General features: G+C 72.2%; 17 protein-coding genes. 8 read left to right on the top strand and 9 right to left on the bottom strand.

Translation table 11 applies throughout. The features are described 5' to 3' along the window. Positions 1–434: hypothetical protein (locus LHA35_RS21635; RefSeq protein ID WP_226611917.1), on the top strand; the 434-nt coding region annotated here is incomplete at its 5' end. Positions 435–592: 158 nt separating this feature from the next. Here the strand turns inward: LHA35_RS21635 and LHA35_RS21630 are convergent. From LHA35_RS21630 to LHA35_RS21605, 6 genes are all read right to left on the bottom strand, one after another. Then, complete coding sequence (locus tag LHA35_RS21630) at positions 593–1,759, bottom strand: GNAT family N-acetyltransferase (RefSeq protein WP_226611916.1); 1,167 nt, start codon at positions 1,757–1,759, stop codon at positions 593–595. Between the two features lie 300 nt (positions 1,760–2,059). Continuing rightward, complete coding sequence (locus LHA35_RS21625) at positions 2,060–3,052, bottom strand: MBL fold metallo-hydrolase (RefSeq protein ID WP_226611914.1); 993 nt, start codon at positions 3,050–3,052, stop codon at positions 2,060–2,062. Continuing rightward, positions 3,049–3,411, bottom strand: a complete 363-nt coding sequence (locus tag LHA35_RS21620; protein WP_226611913.1) for a DUF2155 domain-containing protein — start codon at positions 3,409–3,411, stop codon at positions 3,049–3,051. The genes LHA35_RS21625 and LHA35_RS21620 overlap by 4 nt, the downstream gene beginning before the upstream one ends. Further along, entirely contained in the window at positions 3,408–3,626 is a 219-nt protein-coding gene (locus tag LHA35_RS21615; protein ID WP_226611911.1) for a hypothetical protein, read from the bottom strand. Before LHA35_RS21615 ends, LHA35_RS21620 begins: the two co-directional genes overlap by 4 nt. Then, a complete protein-coding gene (gene mlaD, locus LHA35_RS21610; RefSeq protein WP_226611910.1) occupies positions 3,623–4,147 on the bottom strand; it encodes an outer membrane lipid asymmetry maintenance protein MlaD in 525 nt (174 codons plus the stop codon). The genes LHA35_RS21615 and mlaD overlap by 4 nt, the downstream gene beginning before the upstream one ends. Before the next feature lie 24 nt (positions 4,148–4,171). Next, a complete protein-coding gene (locus tag LHA35_RS21605) occupies positions 4,172–4,528 on the bottom strand; it encodes an NADH:ubiquinone oxidoreductase subunit NDUFA12 (protein WP_226611908.1) in 357 nt (118 codons plus the stop codon). A gap of 174 nt (positions 4,529–4,702) precedes the next feature. On the opposite strand from LHA35_RS21605, the gene LHA35_RS21600 reads away from it, so the two are divergent. Then, on the top strand, positions 4,703–6,241 hold the full coding sequence (locus LHA35_RS21600) for a TSCPD domain-containing protein (protein ID WP_226611907.1): 1,539 nt from the start codon (positions 4,703–4,705) through the stop codon (positions 6,239–6,241). Between the two features lie 238 nt (positions 6,242–6,479). Beyond that, the gene (locus tag LHA35_RS21595) at positions 6,480–6,947 is read left to right on the top strand and encodes a RidA family protein (protein ID WP_226611905.1); all 468 of its coding nucleotides are present in this window, start codon (positions 6,480–6,482) and stop codon (positions 6,945–6,947) included. Between the two features lie 151 nt (positions 6,948–7,098). Here LHA35_RS21595 and LHA35_RS21590 read toward each other — a convergent pair whose 3' ends face one another. Beyond that, positions 7,099–8,379 (bottom strand): M20 family metallo-hydrolase, encoded by a 1,281-nt coding sequence (locus tag LHA35_RS21590; RefSeq protein ID WP_226611904.1) that lies wholly within the window; start codon positions 8,377–8,379, stop codon positions 7,099–7,101. A gap of 110 nt (positions 8,380–8,489) precedes the next feature. On the opposite strand from LHA35_RS21590, the gene uraH reads away from it, so the two are divergent. From uraH to LHA35_RS21565, 5 genes are all read left to right on the top strand, one after another. Continuing rightward, a complete protein-coding gene (uraH, locus tag LHA35_RS21585) occupies positions 8,490–8,846 on the top strand; it encodes a hydroxyisourate hydrolase (protein ID WP_226611902.1) in 357 nt (118 codons plus the stop codon). Positions 8,847–9,109: 263 nt separating this feature from the next. Continuing rightward, a complete protein-coding gene (gene wrbA / locus LHA35_RS21580; RefSeq protein ID WP_226611900.1) occupies positions 9,110–9,709 on the top strand; it encodes an NAD(P)H:quinone oxidoreductase in 600 nt (199 codons plus the stop codon). Positions 9,710–9,927: 218 nt separating this feature from the next. Continuing rightward, a complete protein-coding gene (gene fusA, locus LHA35_RS21575) occupies positions 9,928–12,021 on the top strand; it encodes an elongation factor G (RefSeq protein WP_264185704.1) in 2,094 nt (697 codons plus the stop codon). A 90-nt stretch (positions 12,022–12,111) separates the two neighbouring features. Then, positions 12,112–13,563: a bifunctional D-glycero-beta-D-manno-heptose-7-phosphate kinase/D-glycero-beta-D-manno-heptose 1-phosphate adenylyltransferase HldE gene (hldE, locus tag LHA35_RS21570; protein WP_226611897.1), complete on the top strand. Its 1,452-nt coding sequence runs from the start codon at positions 12,112–12,114 to the stop codon at positions 13,561–13,563. Between the two features lie 106 nt (positions 13,564–13,669). Next, positions 13,670–15,778, top strand: coding sequence for an ATP-binding protein (locus LHA35_RS21565; protein ID WP_226611895.1), 2,109 nt, complete (start codon positions 13,670–13,672; stop codon positions 15,776–15,778). On the opposite strand, the gene LHA35_RS21560 is transcribed toward LHA35_RS21565, so the two are convergent. Further along, entirely contained in the window at positions 15,779–16,225 is a 447-nt protein-coding gene (locus tag LHA35_RS21560; protein ID WP_226611894.1) for a MaoC/PaaZ C-terminal domain-containing protein, read from the bottom strand. It lies immediately after the preceding gene. A 10-nt stretch (positions 16,226–16,235) separates the two neighbouring features. Next, the gene (locus tag LHA35_RS21555; protein WP_226611892.1) at positions 16,236–17,018 is read right to left on the bottom strand and encodes an SDR family oxidoreductase; all 783 of its coding nucleotides are present in this window, start codon (positions 17,016–17,018) and stop codon (positions 16,236–16,238) included. Positions 17,019–17,102 lie beyond the last annotated feature (84 nt).

Below are 17,102 nucleotides of genomic sequence, written 5' to 3'. Positions count from 1 at the left end.
TCGAAGGCAAAATCGGCGCCCCTGCCGGCGCTCATATCGCCCAAACCTCCGCATTGCCGAGCCATCTGCTCGTTCTGGTGCGCTGGGCCCGTTCTGGCGCATCCGCGCACAGCTCTCATAAGACCTGCGGTTTGCAGGGCGATCTTGCGGCAGCCACCCCATCTCTGGCGCTTCCTTCCGCCCCGTCGCTCTGGTCGGATGCGCGCGTCGCGTGGCGCGCCCGCTGCGCTCGCCTCCTTGCGCTGCTTGAGAACACCAGCCTCGCCGATCAACGGCACCCCTTCCGGTTTGGCCAGCATCTTCGGCGCATGGTCGCGCACCATCCCGCGCAGGGCTTCCGCCTCCCGGTGGCTGCGGCCGAGGATGGCCTGACGCCGCCTCGGCGCGGGATCACCAGCGGCCTCGCCGCTCCGGCCCGGGCAGGGAACGGGTGATGCCGCGACCCGGTCCTGCCTGAATGGGAGGCCTGACGCCGCCCTGGCATCCCGCAGCGAGGACGCCCATAGCGCCAGCCTCGGCCTGATGGATGCGCCGCGCATCCACGCTGGGCAAAGGCGGGCAACGCCAGATCGGGAACGATGCGGCGGTGCCCTTAGCCCTCCGCACCTTCCTTCCGGAAGGGCGAGTACTCCGCCAGCGCCTCCATCTCCCGCAGCATTGCCGGCCGCTCGCGCCTGAGGAAATCCTCCACCGCGCGCCGCAGCCCGGGGTGGCGGATCCAGTGCGCCGAATAGGTCGGTGCCGGCAGGTAGCCGCGCTGGATCTTGTGCTCGCCCTGGGCGCCGGCCTCGACGCGGGCCAAGCCGTGCTCGATCGCGAAATCGATCGCGCGATAGTAGCAGAGCTCGAAATGCAGGAAGGGCGCATCCACCACGGCGCCCCAGTTGCGGCCATAGAGCGCCTCCCGCCCCAGCAGGTTCAGCGCGCCGGCCACCGGCTCGCCATCCCGCTCGGCCACCATCAGCACCACCTTGTCGCCCAGTGCCTCCGCCAGCAGCGGCCAGAAGCGCGCGGTGAGATAGGCGCTGCGGCCCCATTTCTTGTCCGTGGTGCTGCGGTAGAAGCGGTGGAAGGCCCTCCAGTGCCGCTCCGTGATCTCACGCCCGCGCAGCGTCTTCAGCACGAAGCCGGACGCCGCGGCCTCCCGCCTCTCCCGCTTGATGGCCTTGCGCTTGCGAGAGGCGAGGGCGCCGAGGAAATCCTCGAAGCTGGCATAGCCCTTGTTGTACCAGTGGAACTGGGTGCCGAGCCGCCGCAGCCAGCCGGCCTCGCCCAGCGCGGTCCATTCCGCTTCCTGGCAGAAGGTGATGTGGACCGAGGACAGGTCGAGCTGCTCGCAGGCCTGCACCAGACCCTGGCCGAGCGCGACCGGCCCGATGCCGGCGCCCGGCCGCACCAGCAGCCGCGGGCCGGGGACCGGGCTGAAGGGCGCGCAGACCTGCAGCTTCGGGTAGTAGCTGCCCCCCGCCCGCTCAAAGGCATCCGCCCAGCCGTAATCGAAGACATATTCGCCCTGGCTGTGGCTCTTCGCATAGGTTGGGCAGCAGGCGAGAAGCTGCCCCGCCGCATCGCGCAGCGCCGCATGCTGCGGCAGCCAGCCGGTGCGGGCCGTGGCGCTGCCGCTCTCCTCCAGCGCCGCCAGGAAGGCATGGCTGACGAAGGGGTTGTCGTCCCCGGCGCAGGCATCCCACTCGGCCCGGGGGATCTCCGCGATGCTGGGATGGAGCGAGAGGGTGAGGGCAGGGGCGCTGTCGGGCATTCGCCCCAGCATGTGCGGCCCCTCCGGCGAAGGGCAAGGGCCCGGGACGCCTAGAGCGGATCGCGGAGGGGCGTGAACGTCCCGCAGCGTGAATCTGCCCTGCAAACAGCGGTCTGCAGCGGATTGACGTTCAGTCTTGAACGCAATCCACTGTAATTGCCGGGCCAGGGACCTCGCCTCCACGCCGGGCGGCGAAAAAGGCGACGGCCATCGGACGCCATGGGGCCGGAGCCGCGGGCCAGGGACACCATTCCGGCCCGCTGCCCCTGGCGGGAGCCGCCCGGCGCGGCCGGGCGCGCATCACGCGCCCGCCGGCAGTTCCAGCGTCGCGCCGAAGGGCAGCGTGACGAAAGCCTCCTCGGCCAGGCCCTGCTCCGCCCGGGCCCTGGCCAGCCATTCGACCGGCTCCGCGATCGGCTCGTCGGTCAGCCCGGCGAAGGTCCCGAAATGCATCCCGATGCTGCGCCGCGCCCCCAGCGCGCGATGCGCCATCACCGCCTCATCCGGGTCCATGTGCTGGGTGCGCATGAAGAAGCGCGGCGCATAGGCGCCGATCGGCAGCAGCGCCAGGTCGATGCGCGGGAAACGCCGGCCGATCTCGGCGAAGAAGGGGCACCAGCCGCTGTCGCCCGCGAAGTAGACGCAGGCCCCCAGGGGGGCATCGATCGCCTCGATGACGAAGCCACCCCAGAGGCTGCGGTTGCGGTCCCAGGGCGTGCGGGCCGAGAAATGCTGCGCCGGGACGTAGGTGATGCGCAGCCCGGCGAGCTCGACATGCTGCCACCAATCCAGCTCCCTCGCGGCATGGATACCGGCCTTGGCTAGGTGCCGCGCATTGCCGAGGCCGGTCGCGGCCGGCGGCGCCCAGCGCTGCCGCACCGCGCGCAGCGTCGGCAGATCCATATGGTCGTAATGGTTGTGGCTCACCAGCAGCAGGTCGCAGCCTGGCAGGTCCGCCAGCCGCTGCCCCGGGGCGCGCACGCGCTTCGGCCCGGCGAAGGGCAGGGGGCTCGCCCGCTTCGACCAGACCGGATCGACCAATACGCAGCGGCCGCCGATCTGCAGGAGGAAGCTGGCATGGCCGATGAAGGTCGCGGCGATCCGCCCGGGGCCGAGCCTCGCCGGCGGCGGCTGCGGCGGGTCCTCGATCCGGTCCGGCCAGGGCGCCGGCACCGCCTCCCGCCGCCAGCGCCAGACATCGCGCAGGGTGCGGATGGTCGGGTCATGCGGGTTGCGGAAGCCGCGCGCGTCGTGGTGGTCGGCACAGGGGGGTATCCGCCCCGGTGCGGTCATTTGCAGTCCAGCACCCGCACGTCATAGACGGGGTGCTCCAGCATGTTCACGCCGGGCGCGTTGGCGAACATCCAGCCGCGGAAGGCGGTCTCGCCCGGGCGGCGGCTGTCGCTGATCTCCATCCAGACCGCGGCATCGGGCACCTCGCCCACCGGCCGGGCATTGCAGGCGCGCACCGTGATGGTCAGCGTGCCATATTGCGCGGGCTGGTTCACCGCCGCCCGCAGCACCGCGACCCGGGCCGTCACCTTGTCCAGCATCTGCAGCTCGGCGCTGCGCTTCGGCTCCCAGTCCTGCGCCGCGGCCGGCAGGGGCGCGAGCAGCAGCGCCCCTGCCAGCGCCCCCAGGAAGCGCCTCATGCCTTGCGCTTCGGGCTCGGCAGCGCCTGCACCAGTTCGGTCAGGATGTGACGCATCGCCGCCTCGTCCACGCCCATCAGCACCGCATCCTCGAAGGCGTCGCGCATGACCTGCGCCAGTTCGCGGTGGTTCTCCGTCAGCACCTTCAGCTTCTCCCGGCAGGAGAGGGGGGCGCCATCGGCGCCCGGCCAGGTTTCGGGCGGGCCGAGGCTCACCGCGGCGCGCCGGCGCCCTGCGCGGACCCCGCCCCCTGCTCTCCACCCTGGCCCTGAGGACCCGCGTTCATCTGAGTGACCGAGAAGATGAACCGGCCGAGCAGCGATTCAAGGCTGACGGAGCCCTGTGTTTCCGTGATCCTCCCGCCATCGGCGAGCAGCCTCTCGCTGCCGCCCGGCACCAGGGAGACATACTTGCCGCCGAGCAGCCCTTCCGAGGTGACCTCGGCCGAAGTGTCGGAGGGCAGCTTCAGGGAGCGGTCCACCCGCAGGGTGAGCTCCGCCCCGAAGGTTTCCGGGTCGATACGGCTGGCCGTGACCGCGCCCACCTTGACGCCGGCGATCCGCACATCGGCGCCATTGGCCAGGCCGTCGATGCGGTCGAAGCGCGCGGTCAGCTGCATGCCCTCGCCCATCACCGGGCCGCGGCCGCTGTGCAGCACGGCATAGCCGAGGAAGATCGCGGCGACGGCCAGCACGATCGCGCCGGCCGCGACCTCGACGAGGCTCCGTCCCTTCATGAGGTCAGTGTCCGTGCCGCCGGGTCACGCACCGGGCGTCCAGGCCTCGTAGTCGCCCCCGGTGACGCGGCGCGTGCCGCCGACATAGTCATGCCCGGCCGGGCGATAGGCATGCGGGGTGCCGGTCAGGTTCGGCCGGTGCTCCTGCTGCCAGGGATAGAGCCTGGTCTCGGGCAGCGGCTCGGGCGTCGTGTGATGCAGCCAGGCATGCCACTCGGGCGGGACCGTCGTCGGCTCCTTTCCATGGGCGAAGAGCACCCAGCGGCGCGGCCGGTCGTAGATCGGCTGGCTGGTCTTGCCTTCGTAATAGACATTGCCGAAATGGTCGGTGCCGACCTTGCGACCCTTGAGGGACGAGGTGAGGCGAAGCAGGAAGGACATGGGGCCGGAAAAGCTCCTCGGGATCGGCACGCTCGGGGCGCACAATCGCACAACGCCTGCTGCGGCGCAAAGTCGCACCGGCCGGATGGGAAACCACCGCATCTTGGGGTCTCGGAGTCTGAGACTCACCAAATATGGCTTCCCCCGTCGCAACGGTCCCCCTACCATCGGCGCATGGCACGCATCCAAGGCACGCTGTGGGAAGGGGTGGCGCTGCGCCGGAGGCGCGCAGGGGCCGATCCCGATGCCCCCCTTCGTCAGGTCGCCCTGCCCATCGCCTGGGAGGCGGAAGCGGCCGAGGCCCTCGCCGCGCTGGCGCCCGGCGAGGGCCCGGTCTCTCTGCCACGCGCGGCCGAGGTCTGGATCGCGCGCGTCAGCGCCCGCGGCCAGCGCGCCGGGACCTTCGACGAGGCCGGCGCCGCCGCCCTGGCGGAAGGCCTGCGCGCCCTGCTGCTGACCCGCCGCGGCGCGCCCGGCGCCGAGGTCTGGCGCAATGAGACGAAGCCCGCCCGCGCGGCGGCCGAGACGCGCTTCGTGCTGAACCTGCCCGCCTTCCTCGATCCCGAGGGCGGCCTCGATCTGGAAGGCTATGCCGAGGCCTGCGCCCTGGCGGTGCGCGCGCTGGAGGCGCTCTCCTCTGGCAAGGCGACACGCCTGCGACTCGGCTTCGCCGATCTGGCCGGGCTGCTCTGCGGCCTCGGCCTCCCCTACGACTCGGCCGAGGCGCGCGCGGTCGCCACCGGCATCGCGGCGCTGACCCGCGGCGCGGCGGAGGCCGAATCGGGCCGGCTCGCCGCCTGGCTGGGGGCGCGGGAGCCGGTCGCCCTGCTCTGGCCCGCCCCGCCCGGAGAGACGGTGGTGCCCGGCCTGGCCGCCGCGGCGCGCGCCGCGCTCGATGCCGCCGCCGGCGCGCCCGGCCTCCGGCATCAGGCGCTCGTCGCGCTCGCCCCGGCCGATGCGGTGGAGGCGCTGCTCGGCGCCGAGACCGCCGGCATCGCGCCCGCGGCCGGCACGAGCCGCAGCGTGCTGACCGTCGCCGGGCTGGCGGAACGGCCGACCCGCGCCGCGCTGCGGGCCGAGCGCGACCATGCCGCCCGCGCCGGGGAACTGCTCGGGCCCGTCCCGGAGACGGCGCGGGAGGCGATGCGGCTCGCCGTCGCGCCCTTCCTGCATGTCGCGCCGCCCGCGCCCGTCGCGCTGCCCGCCCCGGCCCGCCCGGCGCCGAAGCCGGCCCAGCCCATGCGGCGCCATGCCGGCACCACGCTGCATGTCACGGTCGGCGGGCATCGCGTGGCGCTCCGCACCGCCGAGGACTCGCAGGGCCGCCTGCTGGAGATCGCCTTCACCCTCTCGAAGGAGGGGGCAGCCTTCCGCAGCCTCATGGACGCCTTCGCGCACTCCGTCTCGCTCGGCCTGCAGCGTGGCGTGCCGCTCGCGGACTATGTCGAGGCCTTCGCCTATACCCGCTTCGGCCCCTCCGGCCTGGTGGAGGGCGACCCGGCCATCCCGCGCGCGACCTCGGTGCTGGACTGGGCCTTCCGCCGGCTGGCGCTGGATTACCTGGGGCGGCGCGACCTGCCGCAGCCCTCGGAGGAGGATTGCCTGCCGGATGCGGTCGGCCAGGCGGCGCAGGTGGCGCCGCTGCTGCCGCTGGACCTGCCGGCGGCCGGCACGCCGCGCGGCCGGCGGCGCTCGTTGCGCGTGGTGGGCTGAAGGCGGCCGGCACGGCGCCCGGGCCCTCCGGGCGAGGCCTGCAACCGGACCTCGACGGCACCGTGGGCATGGACCGAGTTGGCGTGGAACGCCGCTATGCCGGGGCGCCTCACCCGGCATGGTCCCACGGGGGCGGGCATTCCTGGCGATGCGGCTCCGGGGGCACCCAATCCCGGGGCTTGCCGTCGCGCCGGAGCCCGGCCATGACGGTGCGGCATAGTCCGGAACGGAGGACGCCATGGCAGGCAGGATCGAGGCGCGGCTGCAGGAACTCGGCATCACCCTGCCGGAGCCGGCGGCGCCGGTAGCCAACTACATTCCCTTCAACGTCACGGGGAATCTCGTGGTGGTCTCCGGCCAGATCCCGCTGCGGGACGGCCGGATCGCCCATACCGGCAAGCTCGGCGCCGGCGTCTCCCTGGAGGAAGGTCGGGCCGCGGCGCGGCTCTGCTTCATCAACCTGGTCGCGCAGCTCCGGGCGGCCTGCGGCGGCGATCTCGACCGGGTGCGGCGGGTGGTGCGCCTCGGCGGCTTCATCGCCGCACCGGCGGAATTCACCCAGCATGCGGTGGTGATGAACGGCGCCTCCGACCTGGCGGTCGAGCTCTTCGGCGAGGCCGGGCGGCATGCCCGGACGACGATCGGCGTGCCCTCCCTGCCCGGGGATGCGGCGGTGGAGGTCGAGGGGATGTTCGAGATCGCCTGACGGATCGCTGCGGCCAACTGCCCGCCCCCGAGGGCACCGGGCCGCGGCCTCCCGCAGCGGATTGCGTTCAGGACGGAACGCCAATCCGTTCCAGGCCATCAACCGCGGAGCGGGTTGACCCTCCCGGGCGCCCGCTGCCGGCGATCCGGTGTCAGCCGTTGGCCAGTTCCGCCAGGGCCTGGGCCAGCACCCGCGCACCCTTCGCGAGTTGCTCGGGCGAGGAGTATTCCGCCGGATTGTGGCTGATGCCCCTGTGGCTGGGGACGAAGATCATCCCGGCCGGGCAGAGCGGCACCAGGAATTGCGCGTCATGGAAGGCGCCGGACGGCATGCGCTTCGCCGACAGCCCCTGTGCCGCCGCGGCGCGCGCCACCGTCTCCGTCACCTGAGGCGCGAATTCCACCGGCAGGGCGTGGAAACGCTCGGTGACCTTCACTTCGCAATTCCTCACCGCGCCGCGGATCGTCGCCTCGATGGCGTCGCCGCGCCCGGTCAGCACCGCAGCATCCGGGTGGCGGAAGTCGATGGTGAAGCGGACGGTCTCGGCGACGCTGTTCGAGCTGTTCGGGGCGACCTCGATCCGCGCCACGGTGAAGCGCAGCACATCGGTCGGGTCCTCCATCAGCCGGTTCAGGGCATTGATGGCGCGGACCATGTCCTGCACCGCGTCCTTGCGCAGCGATACGGGCGAGGTGCCGGCATGCGCGCTCTCGCCCTTCAGCTCCACCAGGAACCAGCGGCTGCCCTGGATGCCGGTGACGATGCCGATGTCATGCCCCTCCTGCTCCAGCACCGGCCCCTGCTCGATATGCGCCTCGAGATAGGCATGCGGCGCCGGCCCATCGACCACGCCGAGGCCGCGGCGGGGAATGTCGGCCTCCGCCGCCAGGTGCTCGCGCAGCGCGTCGCCGAAGCGGATGCCCTCTCCATCCGTCACGTCGTCCCAGGCATCGGCCGGGCGATGGCCGGCATAGGCCATGCTGCCCATGCAGCCCGGGGCGAAGCGGCCGCCTTCCTCATTGGTCCAGGCGACAATCTCGATCGGGCGTTTGGTGGTGATGCCGGCCTCGCGCAGCGCCTGCACCGCCTCCAGCGCCGCCACCACGCCCCAGATGCCGTCGAACCGCCCGCCGGCCGGCTGGCTGTCCATATGGCTGCCGGAGAGGACGGGGGCGAGGCCGGGCTCCGTCCCCTCATGCCGCAGGAAGAGGTTGCCGAGCGCATCGACCGAGGGCGTGAGGCCGATGGCCTTGCCCCAGCCGATCAGCAGGCGCCGCGCCTCGCGGTCCAGCGGCGAGAGGCAGGGCCGGTTGACGCCAGGCGCGCCGTCCGCGCCGGTGATGGCGCCGAGCTTCGCCAGCTCCATCAGCCGGTCCCATTGCCTGGCTTCGCTCACCGCCGCCACGGCGTTCGGCGCCACACGCGTGCCCATTCTGACCTCGTCCCGGTTGTGCCTGCGCTACAGCCCGCGCCGCCCCCCGGCGTCAAGCGCCCCCGCCACGGAACATGGTATCGCTGCGGCCTCGGCAGGAGCGGCAACGCATGGCACAGGACAGCTATCTTACCACCCATATCCTCGACACCGCGCGCGGCCGGCCGGGCGCCGGGGTGACGGTGGAGCTCTGGCGGCTGGAGCCGGAGCCGGGGCATGTCGTCACGACGGTGACGAACGCCGATGGGCGGGCACGTGACCCGCTTCTGCCCGAGGCCGCGTTCATGCCCGGCCGCTACGAATTGCGCTTCCACATCGGCGCCTATTTCCGGGAGGCCGGGCTCGCCGCGGACCCGCCCTATCTGGATGTGGTGCCGGTCCGCGTGCACCTCGCGGCCGGGCAGGGGCACTACCACGTGCCGCTGCTCTGCGCGCCCTGGAGCTACACGACCTATCGCGGGTCCTGACCCGCGCCTTTGCCCGGCCTCGGGACGATGCGTGGCGGCCGGGGCACCGGACCCGGCCGCGGGGGCAGGGGGGGGGCGCTGCCGGGCGCCACCGGCAGCCGGTGCGCCGGGCGCGCCCTTGCGGAAGCGCTCCGGCAACCCGCGCCCGCCGCCCGGGGCGATGGCGGCGGTAGAGGCGTGGCCGGGCCGCAGGACGGCGCTGGCCGAGGCAACCGCCGCGGCTCGCCGCGCGTCAGGCACGGGACAGCGAGGGATTCCCGACAATGGCGCGCATTCTTGTCCTCTATTATTCGATGTACGGTCATGTGGAGACGATGGCCGGGGCGGTGGCCGAAGGCGCCCGCGGCGCCGGCGCCGAGGTGACCATCAAGCGGGTGCAGGAACTGGTCCCGCGCGAGGTCGCCGAGAAATCCGGGGCGAAGCTCGACCAGCCGGCCCCTGAGGCCTCCCCGCAGGAGCTTGACCAGTACGATGCCGTGATCGTCGGGTCTCCCACCCGCTACGGGCGGATGGCGGCGCAGATGGCGCAGTTCTGGGACCAGACCGGTGGGTTGTGGGCGCGCGGCGCGCTGATCGGGAAGGTGGGCGCCGCCTTCACCTCCACCGCCAGCCAGCATGGCGGGCAGGAGACCACGCTGATCGCGATCCATACCATGCTGCTGCATCACGGCATCGTCCTGGTGGGGCTGCCCTACAGCGCCGCCGGTCTGACCCGGCTGGACGAGGTCACGGGCGGCACGCCCTACGGCGCCAGCACCATCGCCGGCGGCAAGGGAGAGCGGCAGCCGAGCGCGAACGAGCTGGAACTGGCCCGCTTTCAGGGGCGGCATGTGGCGGAGATCACGGCGAAGCTGTTCGGCTGACCGGGGCGCGCCGGCTTCGGGAGGCGCCGCGGCGGGCTGGCCGTGCGCGGCGCCGGCCCCGGAATGCCCGCCCCGCGTCACGGGAAGGGCTTCCCGGTGCAAACGCGCTTGCAAATCGGGGCGGGAGGGGGCATCTCCCGGCGCGATAGCACACCGACGAGTCAGACCGTTCGGCGGGCGGCACGGGGGAACCCCGATGGCCGGGCCCGCTTTCGCCTATGGAGGCCCACGTGGCGCGCACCCCGCTCGAGAGAATCCGCAATATCGGCATCACGGCGCATATCGACGCCGGGAAGACCACGACGACCGAGCGGATCCTGTACTACACCGGCAAGTCCCACAAGATCGGTGAGGTGCACGACGGCAACACCACCACCGACTACATGGCGCAGGAGCGCGAGCGGGGGATCACCATCACCTCCGCCGCCGTCACCGCCGTGTGGAACGACCACCGGATCAACATCATCGACACGCCCGGCCACATCGATTTCAACATCGAGGTGAACCGTTCCCTGCGCGTGCTCGACGGCGCGGTCTTCATCATCGAGGGCGTGGCCGGCGTGCAGCCGCAGTCCGAGACCAACTGGCGCCTCGCGGACCGCTACAACGTCCCGCGCCTCATCTACATCAACAAGCTCGACCGCACCGGCGCCGACTTCTACCGCGCGGCGGCGACCCTGACCGAGAAGCTCGGCATCAACTGGGTGGCGCTGCAGCTGCCGATCGGCATCGAGGACACGCTGAAGGGCGTGGTCGACCTGATCGAGATGAAGGCGATCATCTGGGAGGGCGACGAGCTTGGCGCCGCCTACCATGACGCGCCGATCCCGGACGACCTGAAGGACAAGGCCGCCGAGTACCGCACGAAGCTGCTCGACACCGTCGTCGGCATCGACGAGGCGGCGATGGAGGAGTATTTCGACAAGGGCGACGTCTCCGTCGAGACCCTGAAGCGCTGCATCAAGAAGGGCACCATCTCCGGCGAATTCCGTCCGGTGGTTTGCGGCTCCTCCTTCAAGAACAAGGGCGTGCAGCCGCTGCTCGACGCGGTGATCGACTACCTGCCGAGCCCGGTCGACATCGAGGGCATCAAGGTCGCCCCGGAGGAGGGCCAGGAGGAGGACGCCGACCGCCGCGTGATCCCGGCGGATGAGAATGCGCCCTTCGCCGGCTTGGCCTTCAAGATCATCAACGACAAGTACGGCAACCTGACCTTCGTCCGGGTCTATCGCGGCGTGCTGCGCAGCGGCGACCAGGTGCTGAACACCACGAAGGGCCACAAGGAGCGCATCGGCCGCATCTTCCAGATGCACGCCGACAAGCGCGAGGAGATCAAGGAGGTCTTCGCCGGTGACATCGCCGCCTTCGTCGGCCTGAAGGACACCGGTACGGGCGACACGCTGGCCTCGCAGGAGGATCCGGTGGTGCTCGAGCGCATGGCCTTCCCGGTCCCGGTCATCGACATCTCGGTCGAGCCGAAGACCAAGGAGGGCATCGAGAAGATGACCCTCGGCCTGCAGAAGCTGGCCGGCGAGGACCCGTCGCTCCGCCTGCGCACGGACCAGGAGACCGGCCAGACCATCCTGTCCGGCATGGGCGAGCTGCACCTCGAGATCATCATCGACCGCCTGAAGCGCGAATACGGCGTGGATGCCAATATCGGCGCCCCGCAGGTCGCCTACCGCGAAACGATCAGCCGGTCGCACACCGAGACCTACACCCACAAGAAGCAGTCGGGTGGCTCGGGCCAGTACGCCGAGGTGAAGATCGTCTTCGAGCCGAAGGAGCGGAACGAGGGCATCGAGTTCGTCAATGCCGTGGTCGGCGGCGCGGTGCCGAAGGAGTACATCCCGGCGGTCGAGAAGGGCATCAAGGTCCAGGCCGATACCGGCGTGCTGGCCGGCTTCCCGACGGTGGACTTCAAGTACACCCTGGTGGACGGCAAGTACCACGACGTCGACTCCTCGGCGCTGGCCTTCGAGATCGCGGCCAAGGCCTGCTTCCGTGAGGGCATGAAGAATGCCGGCCCGGTGATCCTGGAGCCGATCATGGATGTCGAGGTGACGACGCCGTCCGACCATGTCGGCGACGTGGTCGGCGACCTGAACCGCCGCCGCGGCGTGATCCAGTCGCAGGACATGGCCGGCACCTCGGTCATCGTCCGGGCGCATGTGCCGCTGAAGGAGATGTTCGGCTACATCTCCAACCTGCGGGGCATGACCAAGGGGCGCGCCTCCTTCTCCATGCAGTTCCACCACTACGATCCGGTGCCGCGCAACGTGGCGGACGAGATCATGAAGAAGTCGGCCTGAGCCTCTTCCGGAGGACAGGCCGGGCGGCGGCGCGGGGGGCAACCCCCGCGCCGTTTGCTTTTTCGGACCCCAAGGGTCTATTCCGCGCCCATGCTCGACTTCACCGGCCTCCGCATCCTTGTCCTCGGCGACGTGATGCTCGACCGCTTCCTCTACGGCGCGGTGGAGCGGATCTCGCCCGAGGCGCCGGTGCCGGTGGTGCGGCTGGGCCGCACGCTCGCCATGCCGGGCGGGGCGGGCAATGTCGCGCGCAACATCTCGGCGCTCGGTGGCGAGGCGATCCTCACCGGGCTGGTGGGGCGCGACCCGGCGGCGGCCGAGTTCCGCGGCCTGCTCGCGGCCGATGCGGGCATCACCGACGGCCTTGTCGCAAGCGCGAGCCGGCCCACCATCTGCAAGATGCGCGTCATCGCCGGCAACCAGCAGGTCGTGCGGCTGGATGACGAGGTGGCGGCGCCGGCCGATGCGGCCGAGCAGGCGGCGCTCGTCGCCGCGGTCGAGGCCGCGTTGCCGGGCTGCGCCGCGCTCATCCTGTCCGACTATGCCAAGGGCGTCCTCACCCCCACCGTGATCGCCGCCGCCGTGGCCGCCGCCAAGGGCCTCGGCATCCCGGTGCTAGCCGATCCGAAGAGCGACGATTTCGCCCAGTATCGCGGCGCGGACTGCCTGACCCCCAATGCCCGTGAACTGGGCCGCGCCGCCCGGCTGCCGGTCGGCAGCGAGGCCGAGGTCGCGGCCGCCGCCCGCAAGGTGATGGCGGAAGCCGGCCTGCCCGCCCTGCTCTGCACCCGCGCCGAGAAGGGCATGATGCTGGTCCGTGCCGATGGCGCGGTGGACAGCGTCCCGGCCGAGGCGCGCGAGGTCTTCGACGTCTCCGGCGCCGGCGACACGGTGATTGCCGCCCTTGCCCTGGCGCACGCCGCCGGCCAGCCCCTGCCGGAGGCGATGCGCATCGCCAATGCCGCGGCCGGCATCGTGGTCGGCAAGCTCGGCACCGCGACCGTCTCGGCCGATGAACTCGCCCATGCGCTGCGCGCCGGCAGCGGCTCCACCCCGGGGGAGGAGGCGCTGCTCGACCGGGATGCCGCGCTCCGGCTGGTGCGCGAATGGCAGGCCCATGGCCTGCGCGTCGGATTCACCAATGGCTGCTTCGACATCCTGCATGCCGGCCATGTCGCCCTGCTGCGCGCCGCGCGCCGGCGCTGCGACCGGCTGGTGGTCGCGCTCAACACCGATGCCAGCGTCGCCCGGCTGAAGGGGCCGAGCCGGCCGATCAACAGCCTGGCCGACCGCGCCGCTGTCGTCTCGGCGTTGGCCGCCGTGGATGCGGTGGTCGCCTTCGGCGAGGACACACCGCTGGAACTGATCCAGTTCCTGGTGCCCGACCTGCTGGTGAAGGGCGCCGACTACACCATCGATCGGGTGGTGGGCGCCGATATCGTCCAGGCGGCGGGCGGCGAGGTCGCGCTGATCGACCTGGTGCCCGGGCGCTCCACCACCGGTCTCGTCACCCGCCTTGCCGCTGCGCCGACCTTGCGATGAGCAGGCCCGGCCTGCATCCCGCGCGGGACAGGCAGGCTGGCGGCCCGTTACAGCATCCTGAAGAGCGGAACCGCGGCAGGCGCCGCATGACCTGCCAGAAGGGAGAATGATGCAGGCCGCAGCCTCCCGGCTCCTCCGGTCCCGGCGCTTCCTGCTGGCGGTCGCCCTCGGCGCCGTCCTGCCGCTCGCCTTGCTCGCGGGCTTCGCCATCCGCGAAGCCGGCCGGTCCGACCACGCGGCCGACGAATCCCGGCTGCGCGCCACGGTCCGCGGCCTGGTTGCCGTGGTGGATGCCCAGCTCGGCGCCTATGTGGCCGCCGCCCGGGCGCTCTCGCATGGCCCCATGCTGGATGAAGGCGCCGATCCCGCGCAGTTCGAGGCCAATGCACGGCCGGTCGGCCGGGAGTTCGGCGGCTGGGTGGTGGCGCTCGGGCCGCCGCCTGAACTGCGCATGCTCGCCAACACGCTCCGCCAGCCAGGCCAGGAACTGCCCGACCTGCGGCAGGCCGGGATGCGCGAGGCCCTTGCCCTGCCGCTCGGCCGGGTGTTCGGGCAGGGCCGGCCGGGCGTCTCCGACCTCTTCCTCGGCCCGCTGGTCGGCCGGCCTGTCATCTGGTCCCTGGCGCCGGTCCGGCGCGGGGAGAGCGTGACCCGCGCGGTTGCGCTCGGGGTGGAGCCGGCGGCGCTGCGCGACCTGCTGATGCGCCAGGAAACGCCGGAAGGTGGCCATGCCGTCGTCGCCGATGGCCGGCTCCGCATCCTCGCGCATTCTCTCGACCCGGCGGGCCTGCGGCTCGGCCTGCCGATGCCCGACTGGGTGACGCGCGCGGCGGAGGGCCGGCCGCACGGCATCCTCCGTGGTCCGGATGGCGCCGGGCAGGAGATGGTCTATGCCTTCGAGCGGCCCGGCCTGGCCCCGGGCTGGATCGTTGCCGTCGCGGCGCCGGCGGCGGCGCTGGGGGCCTCCGCGCGGGAGGCAATGGCCTGGCTGCTGGCGGGCGGGGCGTCGCTGCTGCTCGGGCTCGGCATCATCGGCTGGGCGGGCTGGCGCCAGGCGCTGCTGGCCGCGCGGCAGGAGGCCGAGGCGCTGCGCGCCGGGCGGGGCGAGATCGAGCGGCTGCATGCCGGCCTTCCCGCGCTCATCTTCCTGCGCAGCGTGGAGCCGGATGGCCGGTCCACCCTGCTCTATCGCGGCGGCGACATCGAAGCGGTGATGGGCTGGCCGCGCGAGGTCGTGGCGCGCAGCGCCGAGTTCGCGGAATTCGCCGCGCCGGGGGCCATGCCCCTGCGCGACTTCCTGTGCCTTATCCTGCGGGCGGGCAGTCTGGCGGGAGAGTGGCGCATGCGCCAGCCGGACGGCTCCTGGCGCTGGATGCGCACCCATGGCCAAGTGCTGTCGCGCCGGCCGGATGGCGGCGGGGAGATTGTCGGCTATGTCCTCAACGTGCAGGCGGAGCGCGAGGCGGCGGCGCGCGCCGCCGCCTCCGGCCGGCTGGCCGCGCTCGGGGAGATGGCGGCCGGTCTCGCGCATGAGTTGAAGCAGCCGCTCGCCATCATCACGCTCGCTGCCCAGAACGCCGACAACGCCCTGCGCAACGGCCGGCCGGAAGGGGCGGCGGGGCGCCTCGGCCGCATCGCCGCGCAGGCAAGGCGGGCGGGCGAGATGATCGAGCATCTCCGCCGCTTCGCCCGCGGCGCGGCGGAGGATGCGGCGCCCCAGCCGGTGCCGCTGCAGCAGGCGGTGGAGGGGGCGCTGGCGCTGGTCGGAGGGGCGCTGCGCGAGGCGGAGGTGAGTCTGGACCTCGCGCTCGGCCCGCCGCCCGGGCCGGTCGTACTGGCGCAGCTCGTGCCGCTGGAGCAGGTCCTGGTGAACCTGCTGGCCAATGCGCGCGATGCGCTGGCGGCGCTGCCGCCGCAAGCCCCGCGCCGCGTGTGCATCGCCGCCCGCACCGACGAGCCGTCCGGCCAGGTGCGCATCACGGTGACGGACAATGCGGGCGGGATCCCGCAGGCCGTGCTCGAGCGGATCTTCGAGCCCTTCGTGACCACCAAGGATGTGGAGAAGGGGACCGGCCTCGGCCTGTCGATCTGCCACGGCCTGGTCGGCGGCATGGGCGGCACCATCACCGCGCGGAATGAGGCCGATGGTGCGGTCTTCACCATCCTCCTGCCCGCCGCGCCGGCCGTCGCCGCGGCGGAGCCTGCCCGCACCTGATCAGCGCTTCAGGAAATGCGTCCCCAGGATGTCGAGCACCGTGACGCCATCGGCGACGCGCCGGCCGGTGTAGCGGATCCTGGCAACACCGCGGTCGGGCTTGCTGCGCGAAGGAATGAGCTCCTCGACGCGCGCGGAGAGCGCGATCTCATCGCCCGGCCGCACCGGCGCCGGCCAGCGCACCACCTGCTCCGTCCCGCCGAGCGAGACCCGCTCCACCCAGCCCGTCCGGATGATATGGCCGAAGGCCGCGGCCTGGGTGTGCAGGCCGCTGGCGATGATCCCGCCGAAGATGCCGGCCTTCGCCGCCGCCTCATCGGTGTGGAAGGGTTGCGGGTCGTAGCGGCGGGCGAAGTCCAGGATCTCGGCGAGCTCCATGCGGAAGCTGCCGAAGTCGAATTCCTGCCCGAGGGCGAGTTCGTCGAAGCTGCGGAGCGGCTCTGGCATGGCGCGCGCCTCAGGCCAGGGACTGCATGTCGCCATCCACGGCCAGTGCCTGGCCGCTGATGGTCGCGCCGAAGGGCGAACAGAGATAGAGCGCCATGTTGGCGATGTCCTGCGGCGTCACGTAGCAGCGGAGCGAGACGGGATTCAGCGCCTCCGCCTCCTGCTCGGCGAAGCTGCGGCCATTGGCCTGCGCCTTGGCCTCGATGACGCGGCGGATGCGGTCGCCGGCGACCAGGCCGGGCAGGATGGCGTTCACCCGGATGCGCTCCGGCCCGAGTTCGATGGCGAGCGACTTGGTGAAGCCGACCACGCCCCATTTGGCGGCCGCATAGGGGCTGCGCAGCGGGAAGCCGAAGCGCCCGGCGGCGGAGGAGATGTTGATGATGGAGCCGCCCCCAGCCGCGCGCAGGGCCGGCACGGCGCGGCGGGCGCAGTGGAACATGGCTTCCAGGTCGATCTTCAGGGTGCGCGTCAGCGCCTCCGGCGTCACGTCCTCGACCCGGGCCGTCGGGCCGGCGATGCCGGCATTGTTCACCAGCACGTCGAGGCCGCCGAGATGGGCGATGGCGGCCTCCACGAAGCCCTCGCAGCCCTCGACCGTTTCCATGTCGGCGAGCATGGAGGGGTAGGGGGAGGCGGCCAGCGCCTCCCGGTCCAGGTCGCAAAGGAACACCCTGGCGCCGCAGCTGGCGAAGCCATCCGCCATGGCCCGGCCGATGCCGCCGGCGCCCGCCGTGATCGCCACCCTGAGCCCGTCCAGCCGCACCGTCAGCGGCGCCGTGTTGCCCTGCATCCCCCGTCTCCTTCCAAGTCGGGCGATGGTAGGCGGTGGCTGGGCGGGCGCAAGCCGCCCGGGCACCCGAGCGTGCGTGCCGCC

The organism is Roseicella aerolata (genome assembly GCF_020523605.1).
In the GTDB taxonomy this organism is placed as follows: domain Bacteria; phylum Pseudomonadota; class Alphaproteobacteria; order Acetobacterales; family Acetobacteraceae; genus Paracraurococcus; species Paracraurococcus aerolatus.
Note: the sequence above shows the minus strand (reverse complement) of the source record. Positions and strands in the feature narration are given on the sequence as shown.

Bases quoted from the DNA above. Each gene is read 5' to 3' on its own strand.
- fusA (WP_264185704.1), top strand. From the start codon at position 9,928: ATGGAGGCCCACGTGGCGCGCACCCCGCTCGAGAGAATCCGCAATATC.
- LHA35_RS21625 (WP_226611914.1), bottom strand. From the start codon at position 3,052: ATGACCGCACCGGGGCGGATACCCCCCTGTGCCGACCACCACGACGCG.
- LHA35_RS21590 (WP_226611904.1), bottom strand. From the start codon at position 8,379: ATGGGCACGCGTGTGGCGCCGAACGCCGTGGCGGCGGTGAGCGAAGCC.
- LHA35_RS21600 (WP_226611907.1), top strand. From the start codon at position 4,703: ATGGCACGCATCCAAGGCACGCTGTGGGAAGGGGTGGCGCTGCGCCGG.
- wrbA (WP_226611900.1), top strand. From the start codon at position 9,110: ATGGCGCGCATTCTTGTCCTCTATTATTCGATGTACGGTCATGTGGAG.
- LHA35_RS21595 (WP_226611905.1), top strand. From the start codon at position 6,480: ATGGCAGGCAGGATCGAGGCGCGGCTGCAGGAACTCGGCATCACCCTG.
- LHA35_RS21565 (WP_226611895.1), top strand. From the start codon at position 13,670: ATGATGCAGGCCGCAGCCTCCCGGCTCCTCCGGTCCCGGCGCTTCCTG.
- LHA35_RS21620 (WP_226611913.1), bottom strand. From the start codon at position 3,411: ATGAGGCGCTTCCTGGGGGCGCTGGCAGGGGCGCTGCTGCTCGCGCCC.
- LHA35_RS21605 (WP_226611908.1), bottom strand. From the start codon at position 4,528: ATGTCCTTCCTGCTTCGCCTCACCTCGTCCCTCAAGGGTCGCAAGGTC.
- LHA35_RS21555 (WP_226611892.1), bottom strand. From the start codon at position 17,018: ATGCAGGGCAACACGGCGCCGCTGACGGTGCGGCTGGACGGGCTCAGG.
- uraH (WP_226611902.1), top strand. From the start codon at position 8,490: ATGGCACAGGACAGCTATCTTACCACCCATATCCTCGACACCGCGCGC.
- mlaD (WP_226611910.1), bottom strand. From the start codon at position 4,147: ATGAAGGGACGGAGCCTCGTCGAGGTCGCGGCCGGCGCGATCGTGCTG.
- hldE (WP_226611897.1), top strand. From the start codon at position 12,112: ATGCTCGACTTCACCGGCCTCCGCATCCTTGTCCTCGGCGACGTGATG.
- LHA35_RS21630 (WP_226611916.1), bottom strand. From the start codon at position 1,759: ATGCCCGACAGCGCCCCTGCCCTCACCCTCTCGCTCCATCCCAGCATC.
- LHA35_RS21560 (WP_226611894.1), bottom strand. From the start codon at position 16,225: ATGCCAGAGCCGCTCCGCAGCTTCGACGAACTCGCCCTCGGGCAGGAA.